The sequence below is a fragment of the Ensifer sp. Root954 genome (assembly GCF_001429005.1).
Taxonomy (GTDB): domain Bacteria; phylum Pseudomonadota; class Alphaproteobacteria; order Rhizobiales; family Rhizobiaceae; genus Ensifer; species Ensifer adhaerens.
Genome location: NZ_LMJM01000052.1, coordinates 106,124 through 127,070 on the forward strand (window position 1 = coordinate 106,124; position 20,947 = coordinate 127,070).

The 20,947-nt window shown below is 58.2% G+C and carries 10 protein-coding genes; 9 read left to right on the plus strand and 1 reads right to left on the minus strand.

The window, feature by feature from the left end; all coding sequences use genetic code 11:
* Nucleotides 1-17: 17 nt before the first annotated feature.
* The 7 genes from ASE71_RS31170 to ASE71_RS31200 all read left to right on the plus strand — a co-directional run bounded on the left by ASE71_RS31170 (nucleotide 18) and on the right by ASE71_RS31200 (nucleotide 14,330).
* Nucleotides 18-2,201, plus strand: coding sequence for a hypothetical protein (locus tag ASE71_RS31170; protein ID WP_060522306.1), 2,184 nt, complete (start codon nucleotides 18-20; stop codon nucleotides 2,199-2,201).
* Nucleotides 2,202-2,216: 15 nt separating this feature from the next.
* Nucleotides 2,217-3,800 carry a DUF2357 domain-containing protein gene (locus tag ASE71_RS31175; protein WP_060522307.1) on the plus strand — a complete coding sequence of 528 codons (1,584 nt, stop codon included), beginning with the start codon at nucleotides 2,217-2,219 and terminating at the stop codon, nucleotides 3,798-3,800.
* A 9-nt stretch (nucleotides 3,801-3,809) separates the two neighbouring features.
* On the plus strand, nucleotides 3,810-6,197 hold the full coding sequence (locus ASE71_RS31180) for a hypothetical protein (protein WP_060522308.1): 2,388 nt from the start codon (nucleotides 3,810-3,812) through the stop codon (nucleotides 6,195-6,197).
* 1,380 nt (nucleotides 6,198-7,577) lie between these two features.
* Nucleotides 7,578-8,105, plus strand: a complete 528-nt coding sequence (locus tag ASE71_RS37225; RefSeq protein ID WP_244496983.1) for a hypothetical protein — start codon at nucleotides 7,578-7,580, stop codon at nucleotides 8,103-8,105.
* 70 nt (nucleotides 8,106-8,175) lie between these two features.
* Nucleotides 8,176-12,705 carry a RecQ family ATP-dependent DNA helicase gene (locus ASE71_RS31190; RefSeq protein WP_244496984.1) on the plus strand — a complete coding sequence of 1,510 codons (4,530 nt, stop codon included), beginning with the start codon at nucleotides 8,176-8,178 and terminating at the stop codon, nucleotides 12,703-12,705.
* 94 nt (nucleotides 12,706-12,799) lie between these two features.
* A complete protein-coding gene (locus tag ASE71_RS31195; RefSeq protein ID WP_060522310.1) occupies nucleotides 12,800-13,585 on the plus strand; it encodes a DUF429 domain-containing protein in 786 nt (261 codons plus the stop codon).
* On the plus strand, nucleotides 13,575-14,330 hold the full coding sequence (locus ASE71_RS31200) for an NYN domain-containing protein (protein WP_060522311.1): 756 nt from the start codon (nucleotides 13,575-13,577) through the stop codon (nucleotides 14,328-14,330). The genes ASE71_RS31195 and ASE71_RS31200 overlap by 11 nt, the downstream gene beginning before the upstream one ends.
* Before the next feature lie 752 nt (nucleotides 14,331-15,082).
* On the opposite strand, the gene ASE71_RS37230 is transcribed toward ASE71_RS31200, so the two are convergent.
* On the minus strand, nucleotides 15,083-15,352 hold the full coding sequence (locus tag ASE71_RS37230; protein ID WP_320410646.1) for a transposase: 270 nt from the start codon (nucleotides 15,350-15,352) through the stop codon (nucleotides 15,083-15,085).
* 773 nt (nucleotides 15,353-16,125) lie between these two features.
* Between ASE71_RS37230 and ASE71_RS31210 the strand changes: the two genes are divergently transcribed.
* Nucleotides 16,126-19,029, plus strand: coding sequence for an SNF2-related protein (locus ASE71_RS31210; RefSeq protein WP_244496985.1), 2,904 nt, complete (start codon nucleotides 16,126-16,128; stop codon nucleotides 19,027-19,029).
* A gap of 11 nt (nucleotides 19,030-19,040) precedes the next feature.
* Nucleotides 19,041-20,942, plus strand: a complete 1,902-nt coding sequence (locus ASE71_RS31215) for a site-specific DNA-methyltransferase (RefSeq protein ID WP_060522313.1) — start codon at nucleotides 19,041-19,043, stop codon at nucleotides 20,940-20,942.
* Nucleotides 20,943-20,947: the final 5 nt, after the last annotated feature.

Sequence of the window (20,947 nt, forward strand, 5' to 3'; positions counted from 1 at the left end):
CCTCTGGAAGAGTTATAATGACATCTCTTTTCGCGGATACCGGTAGTCTGCTTGTTCTGACATTCATGTTGCTGCTGGCATTGATCGCCGGGCATTGGATCCACGCACTTTCCTATGAAAGACGCTCAGCCAATCTTCCGCTGGCGACGAAAGACCACAGTCTCGGCCTCAAAGTTGCTGAGAAGCGGGCGGAAGTGCTTGCGCTTGAGGAAAAACGAAGCAAGCTGGACCAGGAGATCAGCGATCGAGACAGGCTGGTCGCCGAAACGGCTTCGCAGAAAGAGCTGCTAGATCGCCTCCGGTTGGAATATGACCAGCTCCGGGAAGCCAAGGAAGAAATCGAAAAGACCCGCCTAGAGGCGGCCGAGATGGCCGCTGAATATGCAAAGGTGTCGCAGAGCCTTGAGGCGGCTCGCGAAGAGATGGCCGCGATCGATCGCGCAAAAACCGCGCACGAGCTTGAGAAGCTTGATTACCAGCGGCGCCTAGAAGAATACTCGGGCAAGCTCGAAGAACTCAAACACGAGGGCGGGCAAATCGAGTCTGGCCTCGTAGAGCTACGCTCGGAGCGAGACTGGCTGCTTGGCCTGCGCAATGAAGTAACAGCGCTGGAAGCGAAAAAGGCCATTCTTGCGGACGAACTCGCGGATCTTGAAACGAGACTGCAAGCCTTAGATGAAATGCAAACTCAGCATGCCGAACTTACGGCGTCGATCAGAATGCTGGGCCAACAGATTGGTGAAAAGGAGGACGAAGGGCAGCGGCTTGCGGCGCGCGCTGACGCTATTTCAACACAAGTTGCCGAAGCGGAACGGCAGCTATCGCGGCTCGCAGACGACAAACAACGCCACGACCAGTTGCGCCGCGAGGTGGATCGCATGGACGAGGAGCTCCAAAAGGGGCTCAGTCAGAAGTCGAGACTTGAGGCTCAGATCGCTGTTCTTGAGCAAGAGGCCAGCAAACTCGCCGACAGCCTAGGCGGCACCTCCTCATCCAGTGAAACGTCGGAGGAAATTGCGAGGGACCTTCTAGTGGTGCCTGAATCCCTCAAGACGCCGCCGACGGTCGGCAGGGCGCATAGGACCGAGGATGAAGCGCTCTACAATGTCGCGAGTTACCTCGATAAACGCGGCCTCAAATTCTCCGACCGCATTTTGCGGGCCTTCCACACGTCGCTGAAGATTAACGATCACGCCCAGATGACGGTTCTCGCCGGCGTCTCGGGTACCGGTAAGAGCCAGCTTCCCAGGCGATACTCTGAAGCGATGGGCATCCACTTCCTTCAGATCGCTGTTGAGCCGCGCTGGGATAGTCCGCAGGATCTTCTTGGATTCTACAACTATATCGAGAAGAAATATCGTGCGACCGATTTTGCTCGCGCCCTCGTGCATATGGATCCCTACAACACGTCCGGGCTATCTGATCGCTCCTTTGAAGATCAGATGCTGCTGATTCTCCTGGATGAAATGAACCTCGCACGCGTAGAGTACTACTTCTCGGAGTTTCTCAGCCGCCTGGAAGCGCGCCCTCAGTTCAAGGAGGTCGGAGAAGCAATAAAGCGACGGGACGCACAGCTGCCTATCGATATCCGCGCTACGAACGCTCTGAAGACAACTCTCTCCGTGTTTCCTGGCCACAATGTGCTCTTCGCCGGCACGATGAATGATGACGAAAGCACGCAATCACTTTCGGACAAGGTGCTTGATCGCTCGAACGTGATGCAGTTCAGCGCGCCAGTCAAATTCGAGCAGCTGAAGGCCGAGGACCGGGTTGAGCAGGCCGATAAGGCCTTGCCCTTCGCACAATGGCGGAGCTGGATCAAACCATCCAACAGTATGGGGGATTCCGACAGGACCAAAACCGAGCACGCGCTCCAGAATCTCGCAGACATCATGAAATCTTGCGGGCGACCGTTCGGCTTCCGCCTTCATGAGGCGGTCATGGCGTATGTCGCCAATTATCCGCGCAGGAACAATCTTGTCGAAGAGATCAACGCCGCAATTTCGGATCAGATCGAGTTCCGTATCCTGCCCAAACTCCGTGGAGTGGAAGTCGAACCGCACGATAGTGATCTCAGGCGCCTGGCCGAAGTCGTCCGCCAGGATCTCGGCGACCAAGCCTTTGGCGATGAGATCGAAGCCACTATCGACCGGGGAACAAATACCGGTCTCTTCTCCTGGCGCGGCATACAACGGCGATAAAGACGGGAAGCGTTCATGGAAGTTTGGACCCGTCCGTGGTGCCTGATGCAGGGACTGAATTCGACGCAGCGGCTCAAATCTCATCAGGATGCCGCCTCCCAAGCCGTTGTAAGGCTTGGAGACCATCTAACCGACCCGATCTACGTCTATTCACGTTCCTCGGAGACGCCGCGTGTCGACCACCATGCCGGCCATACCGTCGCCCACGCCGTTTTCAACACGACTGATGGAGCAACTCAGACACTTTGGCATATCGCCCGGCCGCTACGGATCTCCAAGACTTCCCATGTAACACGAGCGGCAACCGGTCTGCTCATCGACTGGCACGGCTTTCCAAATCGCCCGTTGAAAGACCAGGACGGGAATTTGGAGGACGAGCGGATCGGGTCCGATCTTATGCAGAGAATACAGTCGATCTGGGCTAGGCTGAAGGATGTCAAAGAGTCCTTGGCCCACCCCATTGACCTTTGGCCGAGCGTAGCTGCCCGGTGGATGCAGGAGGATGAGGCAAGACGTCCGGAAATGGACGTCATCGTCCGCCATGCACGTGAGCTTTCGCGGGAAATCGATGCTATTCAGAAATCCCCGCGGCGCATCCTGAAGCGTGTTCAGAAAAGCTTGCCGTTGTCACGCGTACAGGAGGTCGACCGCAGATCGCTTCTGTCGCTCACGAAGCAGCCCGGCAATACGATCGCCGAACGTGCCGGACCTTCGCAGCGTATCCTGGCGATCGCGCGCGAGGAGTCTTTTGATACGCTCGAAAACCGGGTTCTACGCAGCTATTGCGATCTGGCGCGCAAGACTGCGAAGGACTACGTAGCCCGCAACAAATGGGCGCGACAAAGCAATCGCGTCCAACTAGTACGCTCCTTCAACACAAAATCGCGACATGTCGGGCGCTCGCTCGCTGAAAGCAATGTGCGGATCACCGCGCCTGGAGTGGTTCCCAATTTCGTTCTCCAGAACAATCCGCACTATCACGCCATCTGGAACGGGTGGCAGGAACTGCTCCAGAAGGAAAAAATCAAGGACGAGCTATGGCGTTGGCAAGCACGTTCCTGGGAGGAGTATTGCGCTGTCGCCACTATTGTCGCGTTGCAAAGGATAGAGGGTGCTCGCATTATCGCGGCCGCGCCTGTGACCTTCATGGACGAGCAGCAATGCGGGCAGTGGCTGCAGCATGACAATCCACTCGCTGTTTTCCTGCTGGAAAAACAGGATGTCGTTGTGGAAGTCCAGTATCGGTTCAGGATCAGTGCGCGACTCGCGCAGTTCGGAGCCCCGATATGGCTCAGGATAGGCCATCTGCAGAACTGGCAGACAGTACAACGCCGCGTTCCAGTCTGGCCGCTGCATGCCGTGATCGGCGGCCTTAGGGCTAATGATGCTGAAGAGATCGCTGATATCGTTCAGCGTCATGGGCGTGCGGACAATCTTGTGGGAGGCGTCGTCTTGCGTTTCGGTTCCAGTGACCTTCCCGAGACCGAGTACGCTGAGAAAAGCAAAGCGCGCACCATGGCATCTACCTTGGGTGTCGAGAGCCAAAGCCTGAAGGCAGGTATGGAAACGTATTCCGCCTTCCTCTCTTCCTTTGTGTGAGGTGCTGTCATGCGGCATCTCGTGGGATTGGACATAAATGGTTGGCATGATTGGGCGGCCCGCAATTGGTCCGCATCCGAAGATCACCAAGTCGACTATGAAGTGGTGGATGGCGGCATCGCATCCGTCGTTATTTCTGAGATGGGCGCGCAGGCGGAACAACCGATCGGTGGTCCACAGGCGCATCTGGCTCCGCACGGGCGTGGGATCGGCTGGGGTCCTATCGGCAGTCCGGATAAACGCGCTCGAGTACGCGATCTGCTGGACCCGAATGGGACCGTTGAACAGAAATCGACAAGTGCGGCGCTCCTCTCCGTCGTCAACGCACTAAGCCTGGATGCAAAACGAATCGTCTTTGCCGTGTCGGACACCGAGGCAGGCATGAACGAGGCGCGGCAGACAGCGTTGCTGGGGCTTCTTCGCCACCCGAAGCAGCCTCTGCCCGTCCTCTTGTGGAAGCCGGTGGCCATTTTGCTGCAGGCGATCACGGAAGGCCGCTTTACGGAGTTGGATGTTGGGCGAGATATCGACATCATCTGTCACGAAGGAGAGGGCTTGTCGGTCCAGACGCTTCGTATCGCTAGTCCAAAAGGCACGAACCAGCTCCTTGCGCCGGAAAGGCACGGGTTCGGAAAGCTAGTTGTTTCAGACCTTGGGCTTTTGCCTCTTCAAGAAGAGATTGCCCGCCAGTGGGTCAGTGCTAATCCAGATCTGACCGGTCACGGGATCGGCTGGCATTGTGAGGCCGAGAGGTGGTTGTTGGGTGCCGCTGAGCGTAGAAGGGATCACATTCTACGAAAGGCGAATGGCGACTGGGTGAAGATAGTAGAGCCTGCGGGGTTGCAGGTCTCCGATTGGAAGCTCGACACTCTCGACAGCATGTCGAAAGGCTCTGGACCGATTCTACTTCACACGCCTTTGCATAAAGACCTCGCCCAGAAGCTTTCAGAGCTCGTCAGCAAAGCGTCTGGGCGTCCGGTAAACCTATGTTCAGTCGACAGTATTGCTCGTGGATGCCTGGAAGCGGCGAAGCGAATTGAAAAGGGCCACCCGCATTATCTTGACCGCTTGGAGCAGATCTCAGTGGTAGTGATGGAGCGGGGCGAGCCTATCTTTAAGGATCTTGTTCCGAAAGATGCAACCGTCCCTGCCAACAGGGCCTTCGTATCGGAGCCCATCCGAAATTTGGTCTGGCCGCAGGGCTCTTTCGAACAGGATTTTTACGTATGCAAGGGTGACAGCGAGATCCGCAAATGGATGATCCGCGATTTCGAGGCGCCCCACGAGAATCAACCGGTTGTAATGCAGCTCACCCAAATGCCTGCACAGGGCTGGGCGCGGGTAGAAATCAGCTCGCTTACCTGGCCCGCCCTGCAACAAAAGCCCATACGGCTCGACTGGGAATCTATGCCCATAGAAACGCGCGCTGCCGACGATATTTTGCGCGAACTGAGAACCCCACCACCAGTTATCCCTGTTCGAACCTGCTATCCTTATTCCGAAGATCTATGGACGGGTGTAGATAGCCAAGCAGGCCTGCTGCAGGAATTACAGAAATTTAACGCCTCGCGATATCCGGTTCCGGGAAATGTGCTCGCCATCGTCACAAGGCAATATCGCCCTATTGGCTCAAACCAGACATATTTCGCGTTAAGTACTGACGGTGATCTACCAGCAATCCCCGGGGCAACGGAAAACTTTGATGCCTGCATCAGCACGGTGGCGGGATGGCTGCTCGAACACGCGAAGCGGAATAGCTCGCCCACTTCCAACGACCTGATGCGCCTGCTCTCCTGGTGTTTTGCGCGCTGTCCCTTAGAAATTCAGGATGAAATGATCAGGGCGCTCACGGAACCTCAACATCCATTCCTGCGGCCGACAGCAGGGCGAACAGTTCTCTTACAGGGGCTTGGTCGGACCATTACGGACGAGAAAAGGCTTCAACGGGTCCTGGATCTCGTCAGCCATTTCGAACAGAACATGCATACGCGCGCCTGCATTGCCTTTTTGCTTTCTCGTAAGGCCGCGGCGCCTAGGGCCCTCACGGAAGAATCCATCAGTCGCATCGCGCGTATCGCTAACGACTCCATAGAAGCGGCCATTTCTGCGAAGAAATACCAGGTCGATTTCAGTTACTCTCTGCAACTGGTTGCCGGTCTCCTTCGCTACAGGGAGATTGAGCCGTTCGCGCTCTTAAGTGGAACCAGTTCGGACGCAGCAAAACTCGAAGCGACGCTTTCAAGAGCACAGAATGCCATGAGGCCTTTTGCCACTCGTCTCGCCGCAAAGCTGAAGATCGTTGAGGAGCTTCGGGAGATGTTGGCCGGCACAGGCGGGAACAGAAACGTGCTTTACGCAATCGAAGGCGCATCTTCGAGTGATGAGGCCGCGGTCTAGGTTGCAGGAACTCGCCTGGTGATTACGTTCTTCAGCCCAGATCGCATTTTGCCGCCTCCCGGCACGCAGGCTACCCCTCCCGACAATCTCGGCAGCCGGTGATGCTATGTCTCGATCCGGTGCCAATCCTGATGGAAAGCGTCAGATGCGGTTTCGGTCGCGAAGACTGATGCCATTGAAGACTGATGCCATGACCCGCAGATCTATCGCGCCGGAACGGCCGACCCTGCGTCAGGTTCCCAGTCACCTGGTGGATCGGTGCATGCGCTTTGGCCTTCAACGACGAGGGATGCCTTTTGGGTCGACCGATGTCCGGGAACGGAAACCTCCCATATGGCGCCGCCAGTTGACATTCCAGTTGGCGTTGTGTCTGCTTTTTCCGGGCGAGAGAGGGATCAGGCACTGTGGGAAAAAACACCTACAATGGGGGCGGAACTATTGTGCACCCTGGAAGCGGTTTTTTCAGCCATAAGGGTGGGCCCGGACGGAAGCGGAAACCATCGGACGGAGGCGACAAGCCTGGGCCGGCAAAGGCCGGAAGCATATGCGACTTCGGGCCTTTGCCATCAAAGCGGAAACGGATAGTTGAATTTGACCTTAAGAGGAAGAGACAAGGCGCCGAGGATCGCCACGAGGTTGAAACGAAACGGCTGAGGGCTACTGCAAAAAGCCTTGTCAGCAGCGCCGAGAATTTGGCGAGACAGAAGAACGCTCAGATTGGGGATCTTAAGGTACAGTTGGCGAGAACGGAGCGAGAGCTCGAGACGTTGAGGGTCGCACTCACTTTGGCACGTACCATTGATCTTGGTGCCGACCAATTGAAGGAAGCAACAGCCAAGCTCGATAGTCTTCTGCGCCCGTTAGTCACTTCCGCTCCGAAGCGAAAAGACAAATCGCCAAAGAAACCAGCGAAGCGAAAGAAATCGGGGTCTGCGCCTCGAGCCAAGTAATGAAATGAAGCTCGCCCCTTCCGGCTGTCCCCGGCTGGTCCTCAGATGACGAAGAGTCAGGCAGCGCGCCAAATGACCAAGACTTTTGCTACCTTGGATTGTTTCATTAATCTTACATACAAGCATCTCCAGGGCGCGAGATGTAACTTCAAAATTAGACGAAAATGCCAACTTCCGACCGCTCGGCCGCGGACGTGCCCCCTATTGGATGTCGGCGGGTAAGGCAACTCTGTTCAAGAGAGGATGATCGAGCAGTTTTCCGGCCACAATCTCGACCGTCAGTATTACCTCGCTTCGCGTCACAATTTCCTGAAATAAAAACAACCATGCTCGCTCTGTGTAGCAATATTTTCATCTCTGGTGTGCTCTCGTCTGCTGTACATACTTTGAAAGATCAGGAACTCGGTATCGCTGACAGAAGACAACCGATATGGATGGAGCCGAGATCGGCCACGTTAAAGGATCTCTCGTTAGTCGTTGCCTATCGATCGACCTTGAGGTTGATCCGGGTAAGGCGCGGATCTTTCGATTTGCCGCGGTTCGCTACCGTGGGGAGAAGGTGGTTTTCCGGAACGGCAACCTGGAAGCCGCCCTTGACCGTCTCGAAGAACTCGCCTCCGGCGCCGACTTCCTGCTTGGCCACAACATCATCAGATTTGATCTCCCACACCTCGCGGCAGTGAGGCCACGCCTTGCAGGGCTTTCGTCAAAGCCAATAGATACGCTTTGGCTGAATCCGCTAGCTTTTCCGCGCAATCCTTACCATCATCTGGTCAAGCACCATCACGACGGTCGCCTGCAGGTCGGGCACGTTAATGACCCGGAACTCGACGCGCACCTCGTGCTCGAGGTACTGGCCAACCAGTTCGCAGCCTTTGCAGCCCTAGCGCTGGAGACGCCTGCCGCTCTTACCTCTTACCGCTTACCACTACCTGACCACCTGCATGCCGGGGAGTGATGGGTTCGATGCGCTGTTTGCCGACTTACGCAGAGCGCCCCGTCCCAGCGCGGCACAGGCCACAAAGGCGATGATGGAGCTGCTCGATGGTCAGGCCTGCACCTGGCGTATCCAGCAAACACTGAACCGCCTGTCCTCACCAGAGCTTGGCTGGCCGATGGCCTACGCACTTTCGTGGATCTCGGTCGCAGGCGGAGATTCAGTCATGCCGCCGTGGGTGCGGGCGCAGTTCCGTGAGGCTTCGCTGATCGTTCGGCATTTGCGCGACCGCGCGTGCGACGACCCAGGCTGCCATTGGTGCCGCGAGAAGAACGACCCGAAAAAGGCACTCTCGCGCTGGTTCGGCTTTGACAGTTTCCGGCCCGAGCCAAAGGACGATGCCGGCCATCCGCTGCAGGAACGCATCGTCGCAGAGGCGATGGAGGGAAAATCTATCCTCGGTATTCTACCCACCGGCACTGGGAAATCCGTCTGCTACCAGATCCCGGCGCTAGCGCGATTCGACAAGATCGGCGCGCTTTCCGTCGTCATCTCGCCGCTGGTCGCACTGATGGCCGATCAGGTGCATGGCCTCGCGCGACATGGCATCAGCGGCTGCGTCACCATCAACGGGCTTCTCTCGATGCCAGAACGCCATGCCGCGCTGGACCAAGTGCGGTTGGGCGACGCGGCCATCTTGCTCATCTCACCCGAGCAGCTTCGCAGCCCGTCAGTGCGCTCAGTCCTCGCACAACGCGAGATCGGCTACTGGATCCTGGATGAGGCGCATTGCGTCTCAAAATGGGGGCACGATTTCCGGCCCGATTATCGCTACGTCTCGCGCTTCATCCGCGAGTATTCGGGGGATCAAGAGCCCGCGCCGGTGGTCTGCTTGACCGCTACGGCAAAGCCGGAGGTGGTGCGCGATATCCGCGATCACTTCAAGTCCCGCCTGGGGGTGGAACTGCTACTGCTCGACGGCGGTGCGACCCGCCAGAACCTCGCCTTCGAGGTGCATGAGACCCACCGCAGCCGCAAACTCGCTGACATTCTCGATACGATCGAACGCGCGCTGCCGAGCGATGGTGCGTCAGGCGCGGTGGTCTATTGCGCGACGCGTGCGGCGACTGAACGTGTTGCGGAATTTCTGCAACTACAGGGGTTAGCAGCGGACTTCTTCCATGCCGGCCTGACGCCCGAACGCAAGCACGAGGTGCAGGAGCGTTTCCGTGTCGGGGAACTGCGGGTTATTGCCGCCACCAACGCCTTCGGCATGGGGATCGACAAACCCGATATCAGGCTAGTGGTGCATGGCGATATTCCAGGATCGCTTGAAAACTACCTTCAGGAGGCGGGCCGGGCCGGACGCGATCGTGATCCGGCGGTCTGTGTGCTTCTATTCAATGTCGAGGATGTCGAGCGGCAATTCACTCTCAGCGCCCGCTCGCGTCTGGCGCGCCATGAGATCAGCGCGATCCTGAAGGCGCTACGCCGTCTGGATACTCGCGGAAAGCAAAGCGGCGAGGTCGTCGCCACGCCTGGCGAGATAGTGCGGGAAGAGACGGCGCAGGAATTCGAGCGCGATAACGCCACCGACGACACGCGGGTTAAGACCGCCGTCGCCTGGCTGGAAGAATCTACACTGCTGAGCCGGGAAGAGAACCGAGTGCAGGTCTTCCCTTCTTCCCTGCGTATCCGCACCATGGAAGAGGCTGAGGCGATCCTCTCCAAGACTGAGGTCACCGGAACCCGGCGAAAGCAGCTTTTGAACCTGGTGCGGCATCTGATGACGGCCTCCCCCGATGCAGGGGTCTCGACCGACGAGCTTTCCGGCGCCAGCGGCTTGACCGGCGGGGCACTTCGAAAGGCGTTGTCCGATCTCGAGGCCCTTGGCATCGCGACGGACGACACAGCTATCACGATCTTCGTTCATGTCGGGGTCGAGGGGGCGTCGAAACAACGATTCCTGGTCGCTACAGCATTGGAGACCGCGTTGATCGCAGCTATGCGCGAGGCCTCGCCCGATGCCGAGGGCGGCGAAGCGCAGCCTCTGCATCTCGCCGCAACCTGTCAGGCTCTGCGCGATCAGGGTCATCTCGAGGTGCGCCCGGATCTGATTGAAGCGCATCTGCGCAGCTTCGCGCAGGATGGGCGCGACGAGGATGGCGGGCGCGGCAACATCCATCTGCGTAAGTTGAACCGGAATACCTGCCTCGTGCGCTTGCAGCGGTCCTGGGACATGGTGAGCAGGACGGCGGAGGTCCGGCGTCGCGGGGCGGAGCTTTTGCTCCAGCATCTCGAAGGGATCGTGGAAAAAGGCACGCGCGGCAAAGATGTCCGGGTCGAGACCACGATGGGCAAGATGCAGGCGGCCATCACGGGGGATGTCTTCCTGAAGGACTCAGTCCGGGATGTGACCAAGCTGCTCGGCCGGGCGCTTATGTGGCTGCATGAACAGGGCGTGATCACCCTTGGCCGAGGCCTGACGATCTTCCGCCCTGCGATCACCGTTCACCTGCGCCCCGGGGGCGGACAGTTTACCCAGAAGGATTTCCTGCCTCTCGAGGATCATTACAGCGAACAGACCGTCCAGACCCATATCATGGCGGCCTATGCCGAGCGCGGTCTGGCCTCCATGAAGGAGGCCGAGCGGCTCTCGCAGGACTATTTCCAGCTCGACAAAGAAGCCTTCCTGAAGCGGTGGTTGCCGGATCGAGCTGGTGAGTTGCGCCGGCAAACCACACCGGAAAGCTGGCGGCAGATCGTCGAGAGCCTCGGCAATCCGGTGCAGTCCAAGATCGTCGCCGATGATCGCGAACAGACGAATGTGCTGGTCCTGGCAGGACCCGGCTCCGGCAAGACGCGGGTGCTGGTGCATCGCGTCGCTTATTTGATCCGGGTGAGGCGTGAAGATCCGCGCGGTATTCTCGTGCTGACCTACAATCGCCATGCCGCGGTCGAAATTCGCAAGCGACTGAAGGGGCTGGTCGGCGAGGATGCCAGTAGTGTGACGGTCTCGACCTGTCATGCGCTGGCGATGCGACTGGTGGGGGCAAGCTTTGCAGGTCAGATCGAAGGCGATGCCTCCTATGACTTCGACAAAATAGTGATGGAGGCGGTCACCCTGCTAAAAGGTGAAGGCCTGTCGAAGGTCGAAGCCGAGGCCCTCCGCGAAACCCTGATTCAGGGCTATCGCTGGATCCTCGTCGACGAGTATCAGGACATTGGCCCAGAGGAATATGCCCTGATCGCCGCCGTGGCGGGCCGCTCGCTCGGCGACCCAGACCAGCGTCTCAGCCTTTTTGCGGTGGGCGATGACGACCAGAACATCTACGCCTTCGCAGGTGCCTCGATAGAGTTCATCCGGCGCTTCGAAGCGGATTACTCGGCCAAGCCCACCTATCTGATCGAGAACTATCGCTCAACAAAGGCGATTATCGATGCGGCAAACCGCGTGATTGCGCCGGCCGTCGACCGGATGAAGACTGGCCATGACATCGCCATCAATCGGGCCCGTGCCCAAGCTCCCGAAGGCGGCACACTGGCGTCGCAAGATCCGGTCGCGCAGGGCCGGGTTCAACTTTTGCGCACCGCGCCAAGCCCCGCGGCGCAGGCCAACGCCGCCGTTGATGAACTGATTCGGCTGTCGCAGCTGGTGCCGGGCTGGTCCTGGTCAAAGGCCGCGATTATTGCTCGGGAATGGCGGCTCCTGGAACCAGTGCGCAGCCATTGTGAGGCTCGCGGCATCCTGGTGCAACTCGCAAGCGAGGCAATGCCTCCGTTCTGGCGACTGCGCGAGGTTCAGCTGTTCCTCGCATTCCTCAAGGCGGAGCCCGCGAAGATGCTGACCGCCGAAACCATGCATGCCTTCATCTCCGAGCAGCCTACGAACCGTTGGTGGGTTCTGATCTCGGAGGGTATCGCGGCACTCGGGACTGAACTCGATGGGAAGCCTGTTCCCGTCGCAGATATTATCGAATGGCTGGCAGAATGGATGCGGGACACTCGCCAGGAGCAGCATGGGTTACTGCTTTTGACCGCTCATCGCGCCAAGGGGCTGGAGTTCGACGATGTCGTCATCCTTGACGGAGGCTGGGACCGGGCCTCGAGGGGAGAGGATCGGGACTCGCCGCGGCGACTTTTCTACGTGGCCATGACGCGGGCAAAGCGCAGCCTCGCGATCGTCTCGATGCAGAAGAGGCATCCGCTCCTGCATGAGGTCGCGACAACCTTGTTGGAGCGGCAGGTTGGGCCGAACGCGACGGTTCAGGCAAATAGCGGACTGCGCTACCAGACCGTAGAACCGTACATGGTGGATCTGTCCTGGGTAGGCAGGCAGGCAGCAAACCATCCAGCTCACCAGACGCTCGCGAGGCTGCAAACCGGCGATCCTGTCGACCTGATCGAGATCAATGGACGCTGGGAGATTCGCAACCGTGAGGGGGTGACCATCGGGCGGATGGCTCAGAGCTATCGGCCACCGGACGGTTTGCGGTGCATACGAGGCGAGGCCAGCGCAATCATCCGTTGGCGCAAGGTCGACAATGCCGAACAATTCCGTGGCACCGTTCGGCGCGAAGCCTGGGAAGTTGTCCTCCCCGAGTTGGTTTTCCGAGATTGAGTAATCGGATCAGGTCTTCGACGTTGGAAAAGACAATGAAGCTGGTCGTTCTGATCAGAGAGACGAACAAGAACCCTACAGGGGCAAATCGCCGATGAAGGATCTAGACGGTGTAGCGCTGCTCGGTATCGACGTCGGGTTCTCGAAATCGCGACCGACGACCGGCATCGCCTGGAGCAAAGGCGGGGCATTTATGGCCGCCAAAACACATACAGACTGGCCGCGCCGCAGCCAGCATATCCCCGCTTCGACGACGTTCTTGGTGATCGCGATCGACGGGCCGCTCGTCCCGTTAGGCTCGGATGATGGTCTCGATCGACTATGCGAGCGGATGTTCATCCGCGGCGCCTTTCAGTCCCGATGCAAACCCGGTTTGAGCCACATTGGATACGGTCGTGACTTGAGGCGTGCCGCTGCGGAGACGGCGGAGCAGGTCGTGCATCTGGCCGATCACAGTGTTGCGATAGAGAAGGCTGTCAGAAAGGGCGCTTCAATTGTTGAGGCATTTCCAAACGCGTTCTTGGGTGTTCTCTTGCCCGAGGCGCGCTTTGCGATGCCGGCAGCGGGTAAACGCAAGAAGTTCGATTGGCTTTATGAGCATGCGGTCGATAGCGGCGTCCTCGAAAACCTGTTTCACACTATCGGATGGCTGAACCGTGAGCTGATAGACGCGGTGTTGGCCGAGAAGGATCACGAGAAGCGGGCCGCATGGATCTGCCTTCTTACTGCAGCTTGCGTCGCGGCCGGAAAATCAGAGGTCGTCGGCGATGAGCCTGGCGGGTGGTTTTGGCTGCCCCCCATGAAACTCTGGGCTCAATGGGCCCGCGATGCTTTGGCCCACAACACGATTGAGCTGCGGAGACAAAATCATGCCAGGTGAACCTCGCTTGCCGCGCCTTGCCGTACTCATTGACGCTGACAACGCCTCAGCAAAGATCGTCGACGGTCTATTCGAGGAGATCGCGAAGATTGGAGAGGCAAGCGTTCGCCGAATCTATGGCGACTTCGCCAGCGCACGCTCGAAGGCCTGGATCGACGTGCTTGCTAAGCATGCGATCATTCCACAGCAGCAGTTTGCTTACACGACAGGTAAGAATGCGTCCGACATTACTCTCGTCATTGACGCTATGGATCTGCTGCACAGCGGACGCTTCGACGGTTTCTGCCTCGTCTCATCCGACAGCGATTTCACTCGCCTGGCCGCTCGCATCCGCGAACAGGGCGTCGACGTCTTCGGTTTTGGCGAGCAGAAAACGCCAGAGAGTTTTCGACAGGCATGCCGTAGATTTATCTACACCGAGAACCTGCTTCCGACCGCAACGGCCAACGGCAGCGACGCGAGCAGCACGGCAAGGTCACTCCAGCCGCCGAGTGCCGCCACGCCGATCATCAAGAAGGTCATCGGGCAGATGGAAACCGAGGATGGCTGCGTGCCGCTCGGCGCTGTAGGGACTCAGCTTGCCAACCTCGCATCGGACTTCGACCCGCGAACCTATGGCTTCCGCAAGCTGAGTGACCTCATCCGCAAGACTGGAGCCTTCGAGTTCGAACAGCTTGAAGGTAAGCCACTTCGAATCCGCGTGAAGCCGCCCGGGAGCAGGAACGCTTCCAGCGTAAGCGCGTAGGTCACCCCACGTATCTTTAAGGCCGCTGAACGCGCATTCTCTGCATGAATCATGCGGAGAAACCTATGAGTGACAGTGTGAATCATCATCGAACATTCGAGGTCCTGACTGCCGAGCCGGTGCGGTCTAAACGCAAGCCACGTCATTGGTCGGACGAAGAGAAGGCGCAGCTTGTCGCCGAGGCGCTCTCGCCGAGGGCCATGTGTCGGCGATTGCGCGGTCTCAGAGATTGAACCCGTCGCAGCTCTCTGCGTGGCGTCGTAAGGCGCTTTCGTCGGGAATGGTCGCGCCATTGGCCACGCGCCCAACTCCTGCATTCCGGCTACCCCATCTGCGTGCCCCGCAGCTGAGCGCAGCCGGCCCGCCGAGCTGAGTTTCGCGCGCCGCATTCGAATAACTCTCACGATCTTCCGGGTTGAAAAACACGTTCCTGCAAGCTCCGACGAGGTATGGACGGTATCGGAATCGTATAATAATTTCGGTGCGGAGCGCCACTTAGATTTAATTTCAAGAATATTTTGCAGTATGACTGATCCACCACTCCATGGGACATATTTTGGCGGTCAATGGACGGCGGTTTAAATCGTACGGCCATCTCCGCAACTTCTAGTGCCCGCTTTGACGGCAGCGATGATTTTGTCGGGATCGGCGGTCCAAGTGAAGGGCTTAGGTTGTTGTTGTGCTCTGTAAGGAAGCGGTTGATGGCGGCCTAGAGGTTAACTAGCGAATGAAAAACGCCGCGCTTGAGGCCCTCAACGCTGTCTGAGCCACGAGCAGGAGGTCGGCGTGAAGTGGAAGGTGAAGCGCTGATGGCGGCCGAGGGGATGCTTGTGGGCGGCATAATTGTCGAGGACGACGTGGACGGCCTTGTCGGCCGGCACTTTGGCATCGATGGCGTTGAGAAAGCGGATGAATTCCTGGTGCCTGCGGCGCTGCATTTTTCCTGCCGGTGACGGTGCCGTCGAGCACGTTGAGGGCGGCAACAAGGTAGTTGTGCCGTGTCGCTTGTAGTCGTGGGTCAAGGTACCGAGCCGGCCCTTTTCAGGGGCAGGCCGGGCTGGGAGTTGTCGAGCGCCTGGATCTGGCTCTTCTCATCGACCGACAGCAAGCTGGCGTGCGCCGGCGGGTCGACATAGAGACCGACGACGTCGCGCAGCTTGTCGACGAACGCGGGTCGTTGGAGAGCTTGAAGGCCCGCCAGCGGCGGGGCTGAAGGCCGTGCGCCTTCCAGATGCGTCTGACCGCGCTGGCGCTGCCCGCCGCGGCCGCCATCATGTCAGCGGTCCAGTGGGTCGTGTCGCCCTGCGGGTCTGGAAGCGTCAGCGCCACACGCAGGTCTTCGACTTGCCGGTCTGTCGCATGATTTCGACGGTGCCGACGCCATCGGCGCTCAATAGGGTGATTTCGGCGCGCCAGACGTGCTTCTGCGGCGCGTTGCGATCTCCAATGAGTGCATTCAGGCGTCGACGACCTGCAGGAGGCCATCAATCGCTTCATCAATGAGCACAGCCAAGAACCGCGACCGTTCATCTGGAAAGCTGACCCAGACGACATCATCGCTGCCGTCAAACGTGGGCACCAAGTGTTGGATTTTGGCGTCTGCAATGGTGCCGTAACGCGGTCAGAAACCCATTCATATTGCCCAACGCAAGCTTGGTTTCGCCGTGAACCGCACAGGATTGCAGGACGCCGATAATTTCGCTATCGACGCTTCCAGGGGCGGGCGTTCTGGACGTGCTTCACCCGTTCGTGCTGCCGATCCCCAGCTGATCGTGGCGCTTTAACCGACAGGAGATTGTTAACTGGAAAAAGCGCAAGGTTGAGTAGCAACAAAGGGGGGGCATCTGGAGTGATAACCGAGTACCACGCAAAGCTATTCGCTCACGAACTGAGCAGGCGGCATTCCGTGGCGGATGCCGAGAAGCTGGCCGGTGCTCTTCTCGATGCCCAGGTTGACCTCAACCCGCACCAGGTCGAGGCGGCATTGTTCGCCTTCAAGTCCCCCTTGTCCAAAGGCGCGATCCTCGCCGACGAAGTCGGCCTCGGCAAGACCATCGAGGCCGGGCTCGTGCTTGCCCAAAAATGGACGGAGGGGCGCCGCCGCATCCTCGTCATCACCCCCGCCAACCTCCGCAAGCAATGGGCGCAGGAGATCGCAGAAAAGTTCTTCCTTCCTACCGTCATCCTTGAGGCGCGGAACTACAACAAGATGGCGAAAGACGGCATCCGCCGCCCCTTCGAGCAGAAGGCCCTGGTCATTTGCTCGTTCCAGTTCGCCGCGCGCCACGTCGAAGAGCTGATGGTCATCCCGTGGGATTTGGTGGTGATCGACGAGGCGCATCGGCTGCGCAACGTCTACCGGCCGGACAACCGTATCGGCAGGGCGCTCAAGGGCGCGCTTGCCAATGCTCCCAAGGTGCTGCTCACGGCGACGCCGCTTCAGAACTCGCTGATGGAGCTGTACGGGCTTGTCAGCCTGATCGACGATTACGCTTTCGGCGACGCGAAAAGCTTCCGCGCTCAATACGCCCGGCTTTCCGGAGACGGCCAGTTCGACGAGCTGAAGGGTCGGCTGAAGCCGGTTTGCCACCGAACACTGCGGCGGCAGGTGCTCGAATATATCCGCTACACAAACCGCATCCCGATCACGCAGGAGTTCGTGCCGACCGAGGCCGAGCAGACCCTGTACGACATGGTGTCCGACTATCTGCGGCGGCCATCGTTGCAGGCTCTGCCCTCAAGCCAGCGCACATTGATGACCCTCATCATGCGCAAGCTGCTCGCGTCCTCGACCTTCGCCATCGCCGGGGCGCTCGATTCCCTGGCGCGCAAGCTGGAGCGCCAGCTTCGCGACGATACGAACCTTCGCCAGAAGCTCGAAGAAGAGATCGCCGAAGACTATGAGGAATTCGAGGAAGTCGCCGACGAATGGGAAGAGGACGGCGGCGAACAGGAACTTCTCACGGCCGACGACATCGCCAACATCGAGCAGGAAATCGCCGACCTGCGGGCTTTCCGCGATCTTGCGGTTTCAATCTCGGAGAACGCGAAGGGCCTGGCGCTGCTCAGTGCGCTACGCGCCGGCTTTGCGAAGGCGATGGAGCTGGGCGGCGCGGAGAAGACGATCATCTTCACGGAATCCCGCCGTACGCAGGAATATCTCGTCCGCCTACTCGGCGCGAACGGCTATGAAGACAAGCTCGTCCTGTTCAACGGCTCGAACTCGGATGCGCAATCCAAGGCCATCTATGAGGCGTGGGTGGAACGCCATAAGGGCACCGACCGTGTGACCGGCTCGCGCACAGCCGATATGCGGGCGGCACTTGTCGATTATTTCCGCGAGAAGGCTTCGATCATGATCGCGACCGAGGCCGCCGCCGAGGGTATCAATCTCCAATTCTGCTCAATGGTGGTCAATTACGACCTGCCCTGGAATCCGCAACGTATCGAGCAGCGCATCGGGCGCTGCCATCGTTACGGCCAGCGCTATGATGTAGTCGTGGTCAACTTCCTCAACAAGAACAACGCCGCCGACCAGCGGGTGTACGAGTTGCTCGCCGAGAAGTTCAAACTCTTCTCCGGCGTGTTCGGAGCATCCGATGAAGTGCTTGGCGCGATTGAGTCGGGCGTCGAGTTCGAAAAACGCATCGTGTCCATCTATCAGAACTGCCGCTCGACCGACGAGATCGAGGAGCAGTTCGAGCGGCTGCGCGAGGAAATGGAAACCAACATCTCCGTCACGATGGAGGACACGCGCCGCAAGCTCCTTGAGAACTTCGACGCCGAGGTGCACGACCGCCTCAAGGTCAACATGTCCCAGAGCAAGGAATATCTCGACCGCTACGCGCGGATGCTTTGGGCGGTCACGAAGCACGAACTCGGCAAGCAGGCGAAGTTCGACGACGATTATTTCACGTTCATGCTCAATGGCGCGCCTCCCGGCATCAATGTCCCGCCCGGCAGCTACTACATGTCTCGTCACGGCATTGACGGGCACCGCTATCGCCTTGGGCATCCGCTGGCACAGCACCTCCTATCGATGGCCGGCTCGCGCAAGCTGAACGGCGCGTCGATCGTATTCGACTACACAGCATGGCCGCAGAAGGCAGTGGCTATCGAGCCGCTTGTCGGCAGGGCCGGAACGCTTGTCGCGCACAAGCTTTCGGTGCGCGGTTCCGATGATCAGGATCACATTATCCTCGCCGCCATGACGGATGACGGCGCGCGCCTCGATCCCAAAGCCGCAATGCGCCTTTTCGAGCTTCCTGCCAGTCTGGACGGGGTGACACAGCTGACGCTGCCCGACCCCCTCAAACAGACCGTGGAGAAGCAGCGCAAGTCCATCCTCGACGACATGGCCGTGCGGCAGTCCGCATGGTTCGATGAGGAAATGGAAAAGCTCGACAACTGGGCCGAGGACAAGCGCGCTGGCCTCAAGGCGGATTTGAAGGAGCTGGACGAGCAGATCAAGGCGCTCAAGAAAGAAATCCGCCAGACCGGCAACTTGCCGGACAAGCTCGCGCTACAGCGGCAGGCGCGGTCGGTGGAGACCAAGCGGGATGAAGCGTGGCGCGCCTATGACGCCGCCGCGAAAGAGATTGAGGTTCAGAAGGACGGCCTTCTGGATCAGGTGGAAGAGCGCCTCGGGCAAAGCGTGTCCGACGAAGAGCTGTTCGCAATCAGGTTTGAAATTCAGTGAAGGGGCAGGAAATGAACAAGCCGGAAGCCAAACCGGAGAAGTTTGATCTCGCGTCCATGGATGTGGCGCAGGAGAAGCGGGACGAATTGAAGCGCCGTCTTGGAGAAGCGTTCCCGGAGGTGTTCGCCGAAGGGGCGATCGACTTCGATCAGCTCAAACGCGTACTCGGCGAATGGGTCGATCCCGGCAAGGAACGATTCGGTCTGAATTGGCCCGGCAAGGCCGAATGCATGAAAATCATTCAGCAGCCGAGCGTGGCGACGCTCAAGCCGATGCGGGGGGAGTCGGTTGATTTCGACACGACCGAGAACCTGTTTATCGAAGGAGACAATCTGGAGGTTTTAAAACTTCTCCAGAAGGCATATTTTGGGAAAGTTAAGGTCGTCTATATCGATCCTCCTTACAATACTGGCAAAGAGTTCATTTATCCCGACAAGTATCAGGAGAGCCTGGATACGTACCTCTTGTATACGGGACAAATAGACGGTGAAGGAAAGCGGTTTGCAACAAATACAGATGCAGGCGGGCGTTTCCACACAAGATGGCTGAACATGATGTTCCCGCGTCTTTATCTCGCCCGTAACCTGCTCGCCGAAGATGGAGTGATGTTCATAAGCATCGACGATAATGAGCAGGCCAATCTCAAGGCCCTTTGCGACATCGTCTTCGGGGAGGAGTGCTTTATTGCCGACGCAGTCTGGCGTTCAAAAGATAACAGCAACAACGATGCGAAGAAATTTTCGCTGGATCATAATCACACGCTTATCTACGCAAAGAGTGCTGAGTGGCTTCCGGTTAGAATCTCGGATGAAAAAAAGCAGACGCACTTCAAGAATCCCGACAATGATCCAAATGGCCCGTACTTTGATGGAAATCCTCTCAACTCTCCCAATTTCAGAGAGAACCTTGTCTACACCCTCACCTCGCCACAGGGCATCAAAATAGAGCCGCCGAAGAATGGCTGGCGGTGGTCGCCGGAAGTTATGCAGGAAAAAATTGAATCCGGTGAGATACGCTTCACTCCAGACGGCACCGGCATAAGGAGGCGAACCTATCTCAAGGATATGGGTGGATTACCACCATCGACTTTGTGGATTGATCTAGAGCAGACCGGCCACAATCGACAGGCAAAATATGAACTGGTGAAACTCATTCCGGAGGATGTATTTGACACGCCGAAGCCTGTAAAACTCCTGAAGTATATATTGCGATTGGCGACCGCCGAATCCGGCGCAATTGTTCTTGATTTCTTCTCTGGCTCGGCGACGACGGCCCACGCCGTTATGGATTTGAATATCGATGAGGGTCGCGACTTAAAGTATATTATGGTTCAGTTACCTGAACCTTGTGAAAAAGGATCGGATGCCGATAAGGCCGGGTACAAAACAATTGCGGATATAGCACGAGAGCGGATTAGACGGGCGGGACGTTCAATAGCAACCCAACGAGATGCAGCATTGAATCTTGAAGGAAGCGCGCGTGTAGATACCGGCTTTCGCTCCTTTAAGCTGACTAGCTCCAATTTCAAGGTGTGGAATGGCGAATTGGAGGACGTAGAAAAGGTTGGCGATCAAATCGAGATGCATGTGGATCACGTATCCGCCGCTGCTACTGCGGAGGATGTTCTCTTCGAGTTGCTCCTGAAAGCAGGCTTTCCACTGACCACCAAGGTCAACGCAATCAACCTTTCTGGCAAGGATGTGTTCTCCATTGAGGACGGCGCGCTGCTCATCTGCCTCGAGAAAGAGATCACCCCTGAGTTGATCGATGCGCTGGCGGATGCCAATCCGTTGCAAGTCATCTGCCTCGACGAAGGGTTCAAGGGCAACGACCAGTTGAAGGCGAATGCGGTTCAGACGTTCCGGGCACGGGCCGAGGCCGAGGAGTCCGAAATCGTCTTCAAGACGGTTTGAGGGGG

What these genes read in the sequence shown, in the direction of transcription:
- ASE71_RS31170 (WP_060522306.1), top strand. Translation starts at nt 18, where the DNA reads ATGACATCTCTTTTCGCGGATACCGGTAGTCTGCTTGTTCTGACATTC.
- ASE71_RS31175 (WP_060522307.1), top strand. Translation starts at nt 2,217, where the DNA reads ATGGAAGTTTGGACCCGTCCGTGGTGCCTGATGCAGGGACTGAATTCG.
- ASE71_RS31180 (WP_060522308.1), top strand. Translation starts at nt 3,810, where the DNA reads ATGCGGCATCTCGTGGGATTGGACATAAATGGTTGGCATGATTGGGCG.
- ASE71_RS37225 (WP_244496983.1), top strand. Translation starts at nt 7,578, where the DNA reads ATGGATGGAGCCGAGATCGGCCACGTTAAAGGATCTCTCGTTAGTCGT.
- ASE71_RS31190 (WP_244496984.1), top strand. Translation starts at nt 8,176, where the DNA reads ATGATGGAGCTGCTCGATGGTCAGGCCTGCACCTGGCGTATCCAGCAA.
- ASE71_RS31195 (WP_060522310.1), top strand. Translation starts at nt 12,800, where the DNA reads ATGAAGGATCTAGACGGTGTAGCGCTGCTCGGTATCGACGTCGGGTTC.
- ASE71_RS31200 (WP_060522311.1), top strand. Translation starts at nt 13,575, where the DNA reads ATGCCAGGTGAACCTCGCTTGCCGCGCCTTGCCGTACTCATTGACGCT.
- ASE71_RS31215 (WP_060522313.1), top strand. Translation starts at nt 19,041, where the DNA reads ATGAACAAGCCGGAAGCCAAACCGGAGAAGTTTGATCTCGCGTCCATG.